Raw genomic sequence first — 14,272 nt, forward strand, 5'->3', positions numbered from 1 at the left:
GCCCACCTCACCTACTTGGGGAAGCCTGCGCGCTCGCTCAGGAATTCAGGGGCCTCGACTGCGGCAGCCAACTCGCCCAGTGTGACCGGCTTGATCGGCGGACGGATCCGGTAGTACCCGACTTCCGGCACCGCACAGCCCTGGGCTTGCGCCAGCAGCTCCGCGACCGTCAGTCCGCAGAACCGGCCCTGACACGGCCCCATGCCGCAACGCGAAAAACTCTTCGTCTGGTTCGGGCCGACACAGCCCAGCCCCGCCATGCGACGTATGTCTCCGGCCGTCACCTCTTCGCAACGGCACACGATGGTGCTGTCGTCGGCCGGTGCGCGAAACGCTTGCGCCGGCCGGTACAGCGCATCAAGGAATGGACGAATCGCCGTGTGTGCCGCCAACTCGCGGCGCAGCGAAAGCGCGCGAGAGTCGCGCTTCGCATCGTCGAGCTTGCCGAGTGTCACCGCGGCCTGGGCAGCCGCGAGCCGCCCCGACGGCTCGGCGGCCAGCGCGCCGGCGATCCCCGCGCCGTCACCGGCGACGAAGATGCCCGGAAGACTCGTCTCCCCCCAGGCGTCGAGCTTCGGACGCCAGCACAACTGCGCCTCGTCCCACTCGTGCTCACAGCCAATCGAGCGCGTGACCTGCGTGTTCGGCACCACGCCCTGATGCAGCAACACCAGCGCCGCGTCGATGCGCGCCGTCTGCCCGCCTACAACATACTCGATGCCCTCGGCCCGCGTGGCCCCGAGCACGCGCAAGGCTTCCACATGCTTGACGTGTTGCACGCCTGCCGCACGAATCGCACGCAGCAGCTTGAAGCCTTTCATCAGATAGGACGGCGCCCGCAAGGCCCCGCCGGCGTGACGCAAGGCGTCGCGACGCCCGCTCGCCTCGGCCGTGTCGAGAATGGCGCGCACCGGCACGCCGGCATTGATGAGTTGCCACGCAAACAGGTAGAGCAATGGGCCGCAACCGGCCAGCACCGCAGGCGAGTCCGGCACCAGCGCCGACGCTTTGAGCAGCGTTTGCGCCGCGCCCACGCCCATGACCCCCGGCAGCGTCCAGCCGGGAATCGGGAACGGCCGCTCCTGCGCGCCGCTCGCCAGCACGATGGCGCCCGCTTCGACTTGCAGCGTTCCGCCGCCTGCGCCCTGCCGCGTGACGGACACGCGTCTGTCCGCGCCGATCTGCCAGGCGAGCGTTTGCGGCCAATAGGCGATGCCTGCGTCCGTGAACGCGTCGACGAGCGCACGTCCACGCAGATAGTCCGGCCCGAGCACCCCCGGGTCGGCCAGCGGCGAGCGGCTCACGCTGCGATAGATCTGTCCGCCGGGCAGCGCGTTTTCATCGACGACCAGCGGTGCGAGCCCGTGACGCTTTGCCTCCAATGCCGCCGCCAACCCCGCAGGCCCGGCGCCTATCACCAACAAATCCACGATCTTCGTGCTCATGCCACACTCCTCGCACCATCCATTCGACGCACTTGCATGCCTTCACGCACGGGCGTCATGCACCCTTGCCGGTTCGGCACACCGTCGATCTCCACGAGACAGTCGAAGCACACGCCCATCATGCAAAACGGTGCGCGCTCGCTGCCCGTCACAGGGGTGGTCCGGCACGCTGTCACGCCCGCGAAGAGCAAGGCGGCGGCCACGTTCATGTCGGCCGGCACGTCGGCTGGCGTGCCTTCGATAAACATCCGCACTGTCGCGCCATCCTTGCGCGCCAGCGACTTAAGCAGCGAAACGTTTGGCATAGAAATGATCCAGAAGCGCGGGACGCGGCGCGCCGAGAATCCACGGCGCGATGGTTTCACAATGTGCGGCGGCAAGCGTCACGCCGCTGTGGCAGGTCGCCAGAAATGCGCCCGGGCAAGCCTCAGAGGCCTCGTAAATCGGCAGACCGTCGGCCGTCATGACACGCAACGCCCCCCAGGCGCGCACCACGCGCACGTTCTTGAGCAAAGGGAACGGCGCAATGCCGCGACGCGCGATGTCGGCCAGCACGTCCGGGGTCACGCCATCGTTGAAGCCCACGTCTTCGGCCGAGTCGCCGAGCATGACCGAACCCTCAACGGTTTGCCGCACATAGATCGTCGGATACGAGAGAAACGGCTTGACGCGTTCGGTCACGAGAATCTGGCCGCGCAGCGGCTTGACAGGCGCGTTCAGTCCCACCATCGGCGCGAGATCGCGATTGCCAAGGCCGGCAGCAAGCACCACGCGCCCGGCGTCGAAGGACGTATCGCCCATGCTCACACGGAATGCGCTGCCGACCTGACGAATACCGGTCACACGTCCATTCGGCGCGTACTCGCCGCCCGCCTGCTCGAACGCGGCGAAGAGCGCTCGCAACGTGTACAGCGGGCTCACGTGCCCATCGTTCGGGGAGTAGATGCCACCTGCCACATCGGGGCCGATGGCCGGCAGACGCTCGGCCAGCGCGTCGTGATCGAGCACCTCGTACACGAGTGCAGGCTCGGCCTCCTGCAACTTGCGCATGCTCTCGACCTTGATCGCCAGTTCCTCCGGCGTTTGCGCAATGTTGAAGCCGCCGGGCCGCTGAAAGCCCACGGACACACCGGTGCGTGCGAACAACTCGTCGGCAAAGCCTTGCCAGGTATTGGCCGAGTGCAGCGACCAGCGCGCATAGTCCGTGCAGGTGCCTCCTTTGCCCTGCACCCAGACCAATCCGAAGTTGCCACGGGCAGCACGCAGCGAATTGTCTTCGCCATCGCAAACGACGACGCGTTGTCCGCGCTTGGCGAGCCCGTAGGCGATCGCCATGCCGACCAGGCCGCCGCCGATGACGGCGATATCGTATGTCTTTTGCATGTTTTAGTGATTCCCAACCAGAACCTTGTTCAGCCCATAGAGGCGATCGAGCAGCAGCATCACTGCCAGCGTCAGCCCGATGAGCAGCGTCGAAATCGCCGCCACACTCGGATCGACCGTCTCGCTCATGTTCATGTAAATGCGCACCGGCAGCGTGATCGTCGTGGGCGACGTGACGAAGATCGTGGCTGTCAGCTCGTCGAAGCTGTTGATGAACGCCAGCACCCAGCCACCCGCCACGCCCGGCAGAATCGCCGGCAACGTGATGCGGCGGAACGTTGTCCAGCGTCCCGCACCGAGCGAGCGCGCCGCACGTTCGGCTTCGTCGGCCTGCCCCACCAGCGCCGACATGATCAGACGCAGCGCGTACGGGAAGATCAGCAGCGCGTGGCAGGCAACGAGGCTCACGAACGATCCGCCCACGTCGAGCAGCGTGAACAACCGCAGGAACGCAATGCCCAGTACCACCGGCGGAATCATTAGCGGCGAGAGCAAAAACGAATTGATCGCATCGCGTCCCGGGAAACGGTAGCGCGCCAGTCCCATCGCGGCTGGAACCGCCAACACCGTCGACACGCTGGCCGACGTCACGCCCAGCCACAGACTCGTGCGCAGCGCCGACTGGAAGTCCTCATCGCCCATCAGTGACGAAAACCAGCGCAGCGAAAAGTGCTGCGTCGGGATCGACAGAAAGTTGTCCGGCGTGAACGCCACCAGACACACCACCACCAGCGGCGCGAGAATGAAGACGAGAAACAGCACGTGAAACGCGAGCGCCGCTGCACCGTTACGATCGAATTGAGGATCTTGTCGATTCATATCCCCTCCTCAACCGAGACGGCGCGTGAAGCGCTTCTCGAGTGCGCGGTTATATCCACTGATGATGACGACGTTGACGATCAGCAGCACGATGGCAATAGCAGCACCCAGCGGCCAGTTCAGCGTGCCGAGAAACTCGTCGTAAGCCGTGGTCGCCACCACCTTCAGGCGACGCCCGCCAATCAGCGCCGGCGTAGCGAAGGCACTTGCCGTGAGCGCGAACACGATCAGGCTGCCCGAGAGAATTCCCGGCGTGATCTGAGGCAGCACCACGCGCCACATCACGGTCGCGCGTCCCGCACCGAGCGAGCGCGCAGCGTGCGCCACGGCCGGGTCGAGCCGGGTGAGCGAAGTCCACACCGAAAGCACCATAAGCGGCACGAGCACATGGACCAGCGCCACCGTGACCGCGCCCATCGTGAAAAGCATCTGCAACGGATGATCGATCAGCCCCAACTTCACGAGCACCGTGTTTACCAGTCCCTCGCGGCCCAGCAAAATCGACCAGCCCAGCGTGCGCACGACGACCGAGATCAGCAGCGGCCCGAGCACCAGCACCAGACAAAGCGATCGCCACGGATCGCGCATGCGGAACAGGAAGTAAGCCTCCGGCACGCCGACCAGTACACACAGCACCGTCACGCCGACGGAGAGCAGCAGCGTGCGCAGGAATATCTCGTAGAAATAGCTGTCCGTGAGAATGTCGACGTAATGCTGCAGTGAGATCGTCGGCAGGATCCCGCCAAGATTCGGGTCGAAGCCATGCAGGCTCAACACGAACGTCAGCACAAGTGGCACCGCCAGCAGCACGAGGAAGTAGATCGTCGCTGGCATCACCAGCGTCCAGGCCGCGCGACGCTGGCTGGCCATCTCGGGTGAGACCGCCGCAGTCGCCTTCATCTCGGGCATGTTGCTGGCTCCCGATGGCGTAGACGTCGCGGCGTTCATGTGCCCTCCTGCACGAGACGCAGTGCATCGTCGGCCCAATCAAGCCCGACCGCTTCGCCATCGTTCGCCGCAACGACGCCGTCATTCGATACCAGCACACGCAGTTCACCCAGCGCCGTGGACACCGTGAGCACCCAATGGCTGCCGTGGAAGCTGCGCTGGCCCACGCGGCCGGCGAGCCGTCCCGCGCTCGCCGGTGTCAGGCGAATGCGCTCGGGCCGCAGGCTGAACGTGACCGGCCCACTCGCACCCATCGCAACGCCGGCCGGCACCGCGCCGGCGTGCGCGGGCGACACGGCGAGCCGGTGCCCTTGCGCGTCGAGCACCGCCACGCCGCCGCGCACGTCAAGCTGACCCGTGATGAGATTGGTCTGGCCGATGAAGTGCGCGGCAAACGTGGCACGCGGGTCTTCGTACACCTCGTGCGGCGCATCGATGCGCACCACACGTCCGGCGTTGAGCAACACCACACGGTCGCTGATGGCCAGCGCCTCGGCCTGGTCGTGCGTGACCATGATAGTGGTCGTGCCGACCTTGCGCTGAATGGCGCGCAACTCATCTTGCATCTGTTCGCGCAGCTTCGCGTCGAGGTTCGACAGTGGCTCGTCGAGTAACAGCACCGGGGGGGCGATCACCAGCGCGCGGGCAAGCGCCACCCGCTGACGCTGACCGCCCGAGAGTTCGCGCGGATAGCGCTGCGCATGCTGGCCGAGGTGCACGAGTTCCAGCGCGTCCTGCACGCGGCGCTGCTTCTGCCCGGGGTCCACACGGCGCATATCCAGACCGAAAGCGACATTCTGCGCCACGGTCATGTGCGGGAACAGCGCATAGCTCTGGAACACGATACCGAGCCCGCGCTTCTCCGGCGGCACCGGCGTGAGGTCGCGGCCCTCAAGCAAAATGCGGCCGGCGCTCGGCACGACGAACCCGGCGATCATCTGCAAGGTCGTGGTCTTGCCGCAGCCTGACGGGCCCAGCAGGGAGATGAATTCGCCCTGTGCAATCGACAGATCGACGCCCTCGACCGCAACGGTGTCACCAAAGCGTTTGCCGAGTTGCTCGAGACGCAAGTATGGGGTGCTCATGACGCTTGTGATCTCCGTGCGCCTTAACGCTCGATCTGACGGTTCCAGCGCTGCGTCCACTCAGCGCGCTTGGCGTTGACGACGTCCCAATCGACACGCACGAGCTTGTCGATCTGCGCAGGCGATGGCACACGTGCCGCGACGGACATCGACAATTGCGTCTTCTTGTTGGACGGCGCAACCCCCTGGCTTTCGGCGAGGACAGCTTGCGTCTGCGGCGAGAGAATCGTCTGAATGAATTTCTGCGCGAGCGCGTCGTTGGCCGACTTGTCCACCGCGCACATGCCCATGCCGAGGGCTACCGCACCTTCCTTCGGATACACGAACTCGACGGGAATGCCCTGCTGACGCAGCGCCTGCACACGGCCATTGCCCCATACGGCGATACCGACTTCATCCGCCTGGAACAGCTCGGCGATCTTGCCCGGCGACGGATCGAACGACAGTACGTTCGGTGCGATCTTCTCCATTTCGCGGAAACCCGGATCGATGTTGGTGTCGCTGCCGCCATTGAGCTTCGACTCGACAAGCAGGGCATGCAGGCCATAGGTGTTCTTGATGCTCGGCATCACGAGCTTGCCCTTGTACTTCGGATCGGAGAGTTCTTTCCACGACGTCGGCGCGGGCCAGCCCTTCGACTGGAACAGACGCGTGTTGTAAGCGATCCCCGTAGCGATCAGCCCGGCGGCAACGGCATTGCCGCTCTTGAACTTCGCGATGTCGTACAGATCCTGATAGACCGGTGCGTCGGCGAGTTTGCCGCAGAAGCCCATCTGAATGGCCTGATACATCGGACCATCGTCGAGGAAGACGACGTCCATGCCGGCTTTACCCTTTTGCGCCTGCAGCTTGGCAAGGGTTGTCGTCGAATCGCCAGGCACGATCACCACCTTGGTGCCGGGGTTCGCCCGTTCGAATCCGGGAATGACGTCCTTCTTGAGCATCTGCTCAAACGAGCCGCCATAGGCGCCGACATACAGGGTCGTGTCGGCATAAGCGGCCGTGGCACCGAATACCCATCCGGCAACACCGACGGATACGGCGGCGGCGCGGCCAAGCGTGCGAAGCGTTTGGGGAACGACAGTCTTCATCGAGAGGCTCCTTGCGTGATGCAGTGTTATGTGATGTTATGGCCCGGCATTACGAAAAAAATCAAACTATTGCGTGGTTTTCGTAGAGTCATTTTCGACACACCCACCGTCAAATCACATTTTTTAGCCCGACCATACGTAAATGTTATGGAATGGGTCAGACGAGGCTTCGATGAAGATCCGGCAGTTGGAGGCATTTCGCGCGCTGATCCTGCGCCAGACGGTCACGCGTGCAGCCGACATGCTTCACATCTCCCAACCGGCGGTCACTCGCCTGATCAACGATCTGGAGGCCGACGTAGGGTTTTCCTTATTCGACCGGATCAATGGCCGGTTGAACCCGACGCCCGAAGCAATGGTGCTGTTCGAGGAGGTGGAGCGCTCGTTTGCGGGCATCGACCGTATCGCGCAAACGGCCGAGCAGATCAAGTCGCTGCGGCGCGGCTCGCTGCATATCGCCGGTGCGCCCGCCCTCGCGCTGGAATTCCTGCCGACGACCCTGACCGGCTTCATGCGCGAACATCCGGGCATCAGCACCACGTTGCTGATTCACGCGTCGAGCATCGTGGTGGATATGGTGGTCGGGCGCCGTTGCGACGTGGGTTTCATCGCTCACCCACTCACGCATGCGGGGGTCAACGTCGAGACACTGCACCGTGCGCCCATGCGCTGTATCCTGCCCCTCGGCCATCGTCTGGCAGAGCGCGATGTGATCCATCCCGAAGACTTGCGCGACGAGTCGTTCGTGTCGTATCCGAAGGAATTCGACGGGCGGATGTATATCGACCGCATTTTCGCCGAGCGGCAGATCGACCGGGTGATGAGCGCAGAATCGCAACTGTCCGCAGCGATTTGCGTGTTGGTGCAGCACGGTGCGGGCGTGGCAATCATCGATCAGATCACAGCCCGCTATGCGGCGGGTCGTGTCATCGTCAAGCCATTCGAGCCGGCAGTCCTGTCGGGCTTCTCGCTCGTCACCTCGACGCAGCACCCGCCCTCGCAACTCGCAAAGGCCTTCGTCGACTATACGAAGCAGCGCATGATCGCGCAGTTCGGCGACTGAGCCGCCACGGCTCCGCCCCCTGTGGCCGACTCGCGCACAGGCCTTGCCTGACGCAGCACGCGGTTGATAAGCTCTCGGCCGGCCAGCGACCGGACGCCCCCATGCGCCCCGGGTGCCGGTGCCGAGACGCTTCATCCCATCAAGACGTCCAGGCACGCGCTGGCCGGTCCGGTATTCGATCGCGACGACGCCGTGCATGAGAATGAGGACGGCAACGAAACGGTCGACGTCAACACGTACACTTCGGGCGACAAAGCCTTTCAGACCGGGGTGTTCAAGTCCGGCCCGGTGCGGGAAGAGATCCGTTCAGCGCCCGGGTATCCGTACACGGAATTGCTGGTTTTTCTGAGCGGCGGGGCGAAGTTCACCTCAAGCGACGGCAATGTCGTCGACGCCGGCCCGGGGGACGCCGTCACCTTGCCGAAGGGCTGGACGGGGGTGTTCGAATCGAGCGGCTACACGAAGCTGTACGCCGTATACGATCCGGAAGCGCCATTGCATATCGGACAGTAGGCGACGGTGTGTCAACCGCGTCGGCGCGAAGCGCAGCGATGCTCAGGCCGCCGACGCGACGGCCATTCGAAACGAGTCCACTGGTGCGGTAAAACAGCAAAATCGGCAAATCGTCTGTCGATACATTGGTGTCCAAGGAGCGCAGATGAAACCCGAGACCCGCCTTCGTTATGCCCAACGCATGGAGCCCGTGCTGGCATGGCTTGCCAGCCATCCGGACAGCACACCGGATCTGTATCACCTCGCGGAGTTGGCATGCCTGTCGCCGTATCACTTTCACCGCATCTACCGCGCCTTGCTCGGTGAGACGGTGAACGGCACGGTGCAGCGCATTCGCATGCACCGTGCGGCGGTGGCGTTGGCCGGGTCTGAGGATTCGATGCGTGTTGTGGCGTCGCGAGCCGGCTATGCGTCGGATGCGGCCTTCAACCGGGCCTTCGGTGCGTTCTTCGGCATGCCGCCGGGACGCTACCGCGACGCTCGCTCCGGACCTATCGATCCCCAGGAGCTCACCATGTATCCGATTACCGTCGAGTCGTTCCCCGCCACTACCCTCGCCGTGCTCAGGCACAGCGGCAGCTATCAGGAAATCGGCCCCGTGTTCGTGCGCGCGTTCATGCTCGCCGCGGCCCACGGGCTGGCACAACCGGACGCCACAGGCTTCGGTGTGTATTTCGACGACCCTGAACAGGTCCCCGCCGAGCAATTGCGTTCGCTGGCGGGCGTATCGGTGCCCGCCGATGCCGATCTCGGCAACGATCTGGAGCGCTTCGAGATTCCGGCCGGGCGTTGTGCCGTCTTGACTTATACCGGGCCGTATAACGAAATGAGCCAGCCATATCAGTGGCTCTTTTCGGCGTGGCTGCCCAACAGCGGCCTGGAGCCAGCCGACTTCCCGATGTTCGAGCAGTATCTCAACGATCCCCGCTCGACGCCTGCGGCGCAGTTGCGCACCCGGATCTGCCTGCCGGTGAAGTGAGCGCGAGCAAGGCCTGCGCTTGCGTGTGCAGGTCTTGCGCCCCCGGATGAAACTCGAACGGGATGGCCTTCGCCAACCCGTGCAGCATCTTGCGCGAGCTTCGCGAATACGCGGGATCGTAATGCCGGGTGATGAGCGCTTCCGACAGTTCGCGCTGCTGCCCGGCATCGAGCAGCGTCAACCATTGATCGACGACTGCGCGTCCGTGAAGCGGCACCAACCGAAGCAGTTGCGTGCGGAAGTGCTCAGGCGCCATCAGCAAATGACCGTACTCCTGCATTAACAGGTCGACACGCTCTTCAAGAGAGACGTTGACCTCGACACATGTCGTCGTGCCACGCAGCGACGACATCAGCGACTCGGGCAGCGTAATGAGCCCGATACGACGGCTCTCCGCTTCGACGAACACCGGCCGCTTCGGATCGAAAGCACGCAATGTCCCGACCAACGACGTATCGAACGATTTTTGCGACGGCTGTGGAACGTCTGGCATCGCCCCGAGCAAAGAACCGCGATGCCTGGCGAGCGCTTCGAGATCGAGCGCCTGAGCACCGGCGCCGGCCAGTGCGTGCAGCAGGCGGGTCTTGCCGCTACCCGTGTGCCCCGTCAGCACGATGTACTCGAGCGTCGGCGGCAGCGCCTCGAGCGCAGTCACGACCTCACGCCGGTAGGTCTTGTAGCCGCCCTCGAGCTGCCGCGCTCGCCAGCCGATCATGTTCATCATGACGGTCATCGACGCGGAGCGCATACCGCCTCGCCAGCAATAGATGAGCGGGCGCCAATTGCGCGGCCGGTCGGCAAACGTCGTGTCGAGATGCGCCGCGATGTTGCGCGCGACCATGGCCGCGCCCACGCGCGAGGCGTCGAACGGGGACTCCTGCTTGTACATCGTGCCGACGATGACGCGCTCTTCGTTGCTGAGCACCGGCACGTTGATGGCGCCGGGGATGTGGTCGTCTGCAAACTCGAGCGGTGTGCGAACGTCGATGATGTCGTCGAAGTCGCCGGCACTGTCCAGACCAACGCGCTGAAGGTTCATCGTGCCCCCGCCGCCAATTGCCCGCAGTGCGTGCCGTAAGGTGTGCGCGATGTCGCCTGCCCGGGGAGCACGTCGCCAAGATCCGCGCGCACCTTCGCGGCGCGCTCGATGATGCGGTTGGCCGCCTCGGCGTCGCCCGCGCCGCCTAACGCCAGCGCGTAGTCATCGAGCAGCTCGGCATAGGCGAACGGGACCTTGCGCGCTGCCTCCATGCGATCGAGCGAACCCAGCGCCCGGCCGAAGTACTTCGCAGATTGCGCAAATTGCCGCTGCGCGAGCGACAGTCGCGCCAGCTCGATCAGCGCCGGATAGCGGTAACGCGCCGTCAGAATATCGAGATCGTAGGCGAGGCCAAGCTCTCGTTCGGCCTCGGTGTAGTAGCAGGTCACGCCCAGCGCCCGGCCATAGTCGAAGTGTATGGCCGCGCGCTGCGACGCCGGCCAGCCCGACTGGTCAGCCACAAGCACGGCCTGTCCAAAGGCGCGGCGCGCGCTATCCCAGTCGCCACGCACTTCCGCCGCGCCACCGAGCGCAGCATAGTCGGGACCGGACGGCTTGCGCTCGGGCGCACTGCACCCGGCCACACTCAGCACGCCGCCAAGCGCGCAGACCAGGACCAAACACGTCAAAGATCGGTTCATCAGAAAAAGGACACTGCCGGAAAGTCACCTGTCGCGGGACACCTGCGTCCCGCGCTCGCCCGACAGAATACCTCGTCGCACCTGAACGCCCCAACGTTGGCGTCCGGTCAGGAAGTGGCCCCACCCCAGCGCCGCCCCCGTGTGCCGCATCAACTGGAACGAAAACGGCTCCAGGACGGCCGCGGCAAACGCCATTCCCAGACTCGTGCCCGTGCGGTGCCCGGTCCAGCGCCGGTAGGCATGCACCGACCAGAGATGAAAGCCGAGATCGATGGCGATCTTGCCAAGGATGATGCCCGAGACCGGCAGGACCACGCCGTAATGCCCCTCGCAGACGAACGTCACGAGCAGCGCGAAAGCGGTGAGCCCGAAGATCGGCTGAAGCGTGTCGAACGCCTTCACGGGCAACATCCAACGCCCCAGATTGCCGTAACGGCCGTTGCCGACCATATCGCGATACCAGTATTGCGTCTGAAGAAAACCCGCAAACCAGCGGCGACGTTGGCGCAGAAAGCTCGTCAGCGTGTCCGGCGCATCGGTGAGCGCTTGTGCACCGCCCACTACGCGGACTTCCCATCCCAGCCCATGCGTGACCGAGTAGCGGCGCAGCCGATGGATCAGCTCATAGTCTTCGACCAGACACGCGGGGTCAAACCCACCCACGTCGAGCACCGCCTCGCGACGGAAACAGGCGAATGCGCCCGAAATCAGCAGCAAGCCGTCTGCCCGCATCCATGCAAAGCGCGAGATGAAGTTGCGGATGTACTCGTAGGTCTGGAAAAATTGCAGCACTCGCCCGCTTGCCGTGTTGCCGCACACCGGCGTCAGCACACCGGTCGCGGCCACCAGTCGGGGGCGACGCACAAACGCGTCGTGCATCGCGGCGCACGCTTCGGCATCTAGCAGTGTGTCAGCATCGACCGTCATCACGATACCCGTATCCATGCCCAGCAGCGCGGCGTTGAGCGCGCGCGCCTTGCCGCCATGCGGCACGCGCAGCCATCGCAGATTCGGGTAGCGGGTGCTCGGCGCACTGAGCCCTCCTACGCCGGGGTCCGAAAGGCCGTATTCGCCGGTGAGCAGTGCCACGGTGCCATCCTGCGAGCCGTCGTCGGCGATGACGATGGCGTCCGGCACCCTGCGTCCTGTCATGAGCGCGCGCAACGTGACCGGCAGGGCCGCCGCCTCGTTATGTGCCGCAACGACGACGCCGAGCGTCAGCCGAACGTTGACAGCGTCGTTGCCCGCAAGCGCGGCGGTCTCTTCGGGATCGGGGCGCATCAGACGCCACGCCTGCCAGAACACGAACGCGAGCAGCACCGTGTCATACACGACATAGGCCACACCGGTCCCCCACGCGAACACCCCCTTGAGGAAGAACGCCTGTGCGAACAACAGACACCACAGCACGGCCACGCCAGTATGGACGAGCCAGCTCGCCAACGGCGTCGGCGGCAGCGTGAAGCGCGGCGAGTTCGCCTCGCGGGCGGCTTCGAGCTGCGACGCCTTCGTCGTCATGTCGGCGCTCATGGCAGCATCCGGCCGAGAACCGGGTGACGATCGACCCACTGATGCTTGAGCGCGCCGCCGATGTGCAATGCCAGCAGCACGTACAAGCTGTAGGCGCAATACGCATGGACGTTACCCAGCACGTCGTGCCAGTAATCCTTGCTCGCATCGTTCATCGTCATCAGGAACCCCATGCGAGGAAACGGTACGCTGCCAAACAGCACCAGCGGGTGCGTCGATGCGGCGACCCAGGCCGAATCGTGTGCCCAGCCCGAGAGCGGCAGCGCGAAGATCACGACATACAGCAACCAATGCACGAGATGGGCCGCCGTGCGCTCCCACGAAGCAAAGACTTGCGAGAGTGCAGGAGGACGATGCGTCGCGCGCCACAGAATGCGCAGGATCGCGAGGCCCAGCACGGTGATGCCGATGGACTTGTGCAGATCGATCCAGAAACGCACGTCGATCTTCTCAAGGGTGGCGTCTGACAGCAACGCGATCGTCTGGCCGATAGCGACGTTGCCGAGCATCGACAATGCTACTGCCCAGTGGAGCAGCATGGCGACACGGGTGTACTTGGCGTCTTCGTACAAGGCCACGCCGGGCTTGCGTGCAGACGCGGAAGAAACCGAAGGGGGCTGAGAGTTCACGTCGGACATCCTGAAAACGCAGAGGAGATGATGGCATAACGCGGGTTCAATCGCGCTTATTCCCGCGTTGTTGCAAAAAATTGTTACGGCGGATAACAGCGCATGCGCCGGCACCGCTCATGGCGGGGACAACACCGGTTATGTGCACGTGCGCGCGAGGGCTCAGCTCGTGCGGGCGGCTTGCTCGGTCAGTCCGATGAGCCAGCGCAGGCCGCTATCTCCTTGATGCGAGGTCTTCCACAATGCACTGATCTGATGCGTCGGTGTATCGAACGGCAACGGGCTGATGCGCAGACCAAGACTGCGGCTCCATGTGCGGGCAATGTAGTCGGGCACCGTCACCAGCACGGGATTGTCACGTGCAATGAAAGGCTGAGTGGCAAAGTGCGGATTCGAAAATATCACGCGCCGCTGCTTGCCCATCGCCTCCAGCCGCTCGTCGATAAATCCTCGAAGCTCGCCTGTGAACGAGGTGAGCGCATGCGGATGCGCCAGAAACTCGCTCAAGCTTAACGCGTCTCCCTGCGGCCGTATCAGCATCGGGTTGTAGAGGCAGACAAAGCGCCAATCCAACAACGCGCACTGCTGTTGCCATCGAGCGCACTCGTTAAACACGCCCAGCGCGATCTCGATCTCATTGCGTTCAAACATGCTGGAGACACGGTGGCAGTCCGTATCCACGGAGATAATCTTCACGCCCGGCGCCTCGGAAGCCAGCGCTTTAAACAAGGATGGAAACAGCGTCACTGCGATCGCCTCGGAAACCCCCACTCGGAACGTCCGATTGGCGTTTCGAGCATCGAACGGACGGCCAACCCGCATGGTCTCGTGAAGACCAATGAGCAGCGTATCGATCTGCTGGGAAAGCTCCAGCGCACGAGGTGTGGGTTCCATTCCTGAGCGACCACGCACGAACAATTCGTCATCAAAGGCTGCGCGAAGTCGTTTCAGGGCTCCGCTCACTGCGGGCTGACCAAGAAACAACCGCGCCGCCGCACGTGTGACGTGGCGCTCCTGCATGAGCGCATGGAAGACAAGGAGCAGGTTGAGATCGAATCGACGAAGATCATTCTCAATGATGGATGTGATCATGACAAACGATTGGAG

General features: G+C 64.0%; 15 protein-coding genes. 3 read left to right on the top strand and 12 right to left on the bottom strand.

Annotated elements, in window-relative coordinates; translation table 11 throughout:
• Window positions 1-11: 11 nt before the first annotated feature.
• From PBR20603_RS06995 to PBR20603_RS07025, 7 genes are read right to left on the bottom strand one after another with little or no spacing between them, the layout of a single operon-like run.
• On the bottom strand, window positions 12-1,445 hold the full coding sequence (locus tag PBR20603_RS06995; RefSeq protein ID WP_150558787.1) for an FAD/NAD(P)-dependent oxidoreductase: 1,434 nt from the start codon (window positions 1,443-1,445) through the stop codon (window positions 12-14).
• On the bottom strand, window positions 1,442-1,750 hold the full coding sequence (locus PBR20603_RS07000) for a (2Fe-2S)-binding protein (RefSeq protein WP_150558788.1): 309 nt from the start codon (window positions 1,748-1,750) through the stop codon (window positions 1,442-1,444). Before PBR20603_RS07000 ends, PBR20603_RS06995 begins: the two co-directional genes overlap by 4 nt.
• Complete coding sequence (locus PBR20603_RS07005; RefSeq protein WP_150558789.1) at window positions 1,728-2,828, bottom strand: NAD(P)/FAD-dependent oxidoreductase; 1,101 nt, start codon at window positions 2,826-2,828, stop codon at window positions 1,728-1,730. The genes PBR20603_RS07000 and PBR20603_RS07005 overlap by 23 nt, the downstream gene beginning before the upstream one ends.
• 3 nt (window positions 2,829-2,831) lie before the next feature.
• Window positions 2,832-3,647 carry an ABC transporter permease gene (locus tag PBR20603_RS07010; RefSeq protein ID WP_150558790.1) on the bottom strand — a complete coding sequence of 272 codons (816 nt, stop codon included), beginning with the start codon at window positions 3,645-3,647 and terminating at the stop codon, window positions 2,832-2,834.
• A 9-nt stretch (window positions 3,648-3,656) separates the two neighbouring features.
• Window positions 3,657-4,595 (bottom strand): ABC transporter permease, encoded by a 939-nt coding sequence (locus PBR20603_RS07015; RefSeq protein WP_246174437.1) that lies wholly within the window; start codon window positions 4,593-4,595, stop codon window positions 3,657-3,659.
• Window positions 4,592-5,680: an ABC transporter ATP-binding protein gene (locus PBR20603_RS07020; protein ID WP_150558791.1), complete on the bottom strand. Its 1,089-nt coding sequence runs from the start codon at window positions 5,678-5,680 to the stop codon at window positions 4,592-4,594. Before PBR20603_RS07020 ends, PBR20603_RS07015 begins: the two co-directional genes overlap by 4 nt.
• Before the next feature lie 23 nt (window positions 5,681-5,703).
• The gene (locus PBR20603_RS07025) at window positions 5,704-6,771 is read right to left on the bottom strand and encodes an ABC transporter substrate-binding protein (protein ID WP_150558792.1); all 1,068 of its coding nucleotides are present in this window, start codon (window positions 6,769-6,771) and stop codon (window positions 5,704-5,706) included.
• A gap of 172 nt (window positions 6,772-6,943) precedes the next feature.
• Here PBR20603_RS07025 and PBR20603_RS07030 point away from each other — a divergent pair, with 172 nt between their 5' ends.
• The 3 genes from PBR20603_RS07030 (at window position 6,944) to PBR20603_RS07040 (ending at window position 9,326) form a co-directional block, all read left to right on the top strand.
• Window positions 6,944-7,834 (top strand): LysR substrate-binding domain-containing protein, encoded by an 891-nt coding sequence (locus PBR20603_RS07030; protein ID WP_246174438.1) that lies wholly within the window; start codon window positions 6,944-6,946, stop codon window positions 7,832-7,834.
• A 63-nt stretch (window positions 7,835-7,897) separates the two neighbouring features.
• Window positions 7,898-8,347: a cupin domain-containing protein gene (locus tag PBR20603_RS07035; protein ID WP_150558794.1), complete on the top strand. Its 450-nt coding sequence runs from the start codon at window positions 7,898-7,900 to the stop codon at window positions 8,345-8,347.
• 145 nt (window positions 8,348-8,492) lie between these two features.
• The gene (locus PBR20603_RS07040; RefSeq protein ID WP_150558795.1) at window positions 8,493-9,326 is read left to right on the top strand and encodes an AraC family transcriptional regulator; all 834 of its coding nucleotides are present in this window, start codon (window positions 8,493-8,495) and stop codon (window positions 9,324-9,326) included.
• On the opposite strand, the gene mnmH is transcribed toward PBR20603_RS07040, so the two are convergent.
• The 5 genes from mnmH to PBR20603_RS07065 form a co-directional block, all read right to left on the bottom strand.
• Window positions 9,262-10,365 carry a tRNA 2-selenouridine(34) synthase MnmH gene (mnmH, locus tag PBR20603_RS07045; RefSeq protein WP_150558796.1) on the bottom strand — a complete coding sequence of 368 codons (1,104 nt, stop codon included), beginning with the start codon at window positions 10,363-10,365 and terminating at the stop codon, window positions 9,262-9,264. The genes PBR20603_RS07040 and mnmH overlap by 65 nt on opposite strands.
• Window positions 10,362-10,994, bottom strand: coding sequence for a tetratricopeptide repeat protein (locus tag PBR20603_RS07050; protein ID WP_150558797.1), 633 nt, complete (start codon window positions 10,992-10,994; stop codon window positions 10,362-10,364). The genes mnmH and PBR20603_RS07050 overlap by 4 nt, the downstream gene beginning before the upstream one ends.
• A 36-nt stretch (window positions 10,995-11,030) precedes the next feature.
• Entirely contained in the window at window positions 11,031-12,536 is a 1,506-nt protein-coding gene (locus PBR20603_RS07055) for a glycosyltransferase family 2 protein (RefSeq protein ID WP_150558798.1), read from the bottom strand.
• The gene (locus PBR20603_RS07060; RefSeq protein WP_246174440.1) at window positions 12,533-13,165 is read right to left on the bottom strand and encodes a cytochrome b; all 633 of its coding nucleotides are present in this window, start codon (window positions 13,163-13,165) and stop codon (window positions 12,533-12,535) included. The genes PBR20603_RS07055 and PBR20603_RS07060 overlap by 4 nt, the downstream gene beginning before the upstream one ends.
• 162 nt (window positions 13,166-13,327) lie before the next feature.
• Entirely contained in the window at window positions 13,328-14,257 is a 930-nt protein-coding gene (locus PBR20603_RS07065; protein WP_246174442.1) for a LysR family transcriptional regulator, read from the bottom strand.
• Window positions 14,258-14,272 lie beyond the last annotated feature (15 nt).

This window comes from Pandoraea bronchicola, from assembly GCF_902459805.1.
GTDB lineage: Bacteria > Pseudomonadota > Gammaproteobacteria > Burkholderiales > Burkholderiaceae > Pandoraea > Pandoraea bronchicola.

What these genes read in the sequence shown, in the direction of transcription:
- PBR20603_RS07040 (WP_150558795.1), top strand. Translation starts at nt 8,493, where the DNA reads ATGAAACCCGAGACCCGCCTTCGTTATGCCCAACGCATGGAGCCCGTG.
- PBR20603_RS07055 (WP_150558798.1), bottom strand. Translation starts at nt 12,536, where the DNA reads ATGAGCGCCGACATGACGACGAAGGCGTCGCAGCTCGAAGCCGCCCGC.
- PBR20603_RS07025 (WP_150558792.1), bottom strand. Translation starts at nt 6,771, where the DNA reads ATGAAGACTGTCGTTCCCCAAACGCTTCGCACGCTTGGCCGCGCCGCC.
- PBR20603_RS07015 (WP_246174437.1), bottom strand. Translation starts at nt 4,595, where the DNA reads ATGAACGCCGCGACGTCTACGCCATCGGGAGCCAGCAACATGCCCGAG.
- PBR20603_RS07010 (WP_150558790.1), bottom strand. Translation starts at nt 3,647, where the DNA reads ATGAATCGACAAGATCCTCAATTCGATCGTAACGGTGCAGCGGCGCTC.
- PBR20603_RS07000 (WP_150558788.1), bottom strand. Translation starts at nt 1,750, where the DNA reads ATGCCAAACGTTTCGCTGCTTAAGTCGCTGGCGCGCAAGGATGGCGCG.
- PBR20603_RS07030 (WP_246174438.1), top strand. Translation starts at nt 6,944, where the DNA reads ATGAAGATCCGGCAGTTGGAGGCATTTCGCGCGCTGATCCTGCGCCAG.
- PBR20603_RS07005 (WP_150558789.1), bottom strand. Translation starts at nt 2,828, where the DNA reads ATGCAAAAGACATACGATATCGCCGTCATCGGCGGCGGCCTGGTCGGC.
- PBR20603_RS07065 (WP_246174442.1), bottom strand. Translation starts at nt 14,257, where the DNA reads ATGATCACATCCATCATTGAGAATGATCTTCGTCGATTCGATCTCAAC.
- PBR20603_RS07020 (WP_150558791.1), bottom strand. Translation starts at nt 5,680, where the DNA reads ATGAGCACCCCATACTTGCGTCTCGAGCAACTCGGCAAACGCTTTGGT.
- PBR20603_RS06995 (WP_150558787.1), bottom strand. Translation starts at nt 1,445, where the DNA reads ATGAGCACGAAGATCGTGGATTTGTTGGTGATAGGCGCCGGGCCTGCG.
- mnmH (WP_150558796.1), bottom strand. Translation starts at nt 10,365, where the DNA reads ATGAACCTTCAGCGCGTTGGTCTGGACAGTGCCGGCGACTTCGACGAC.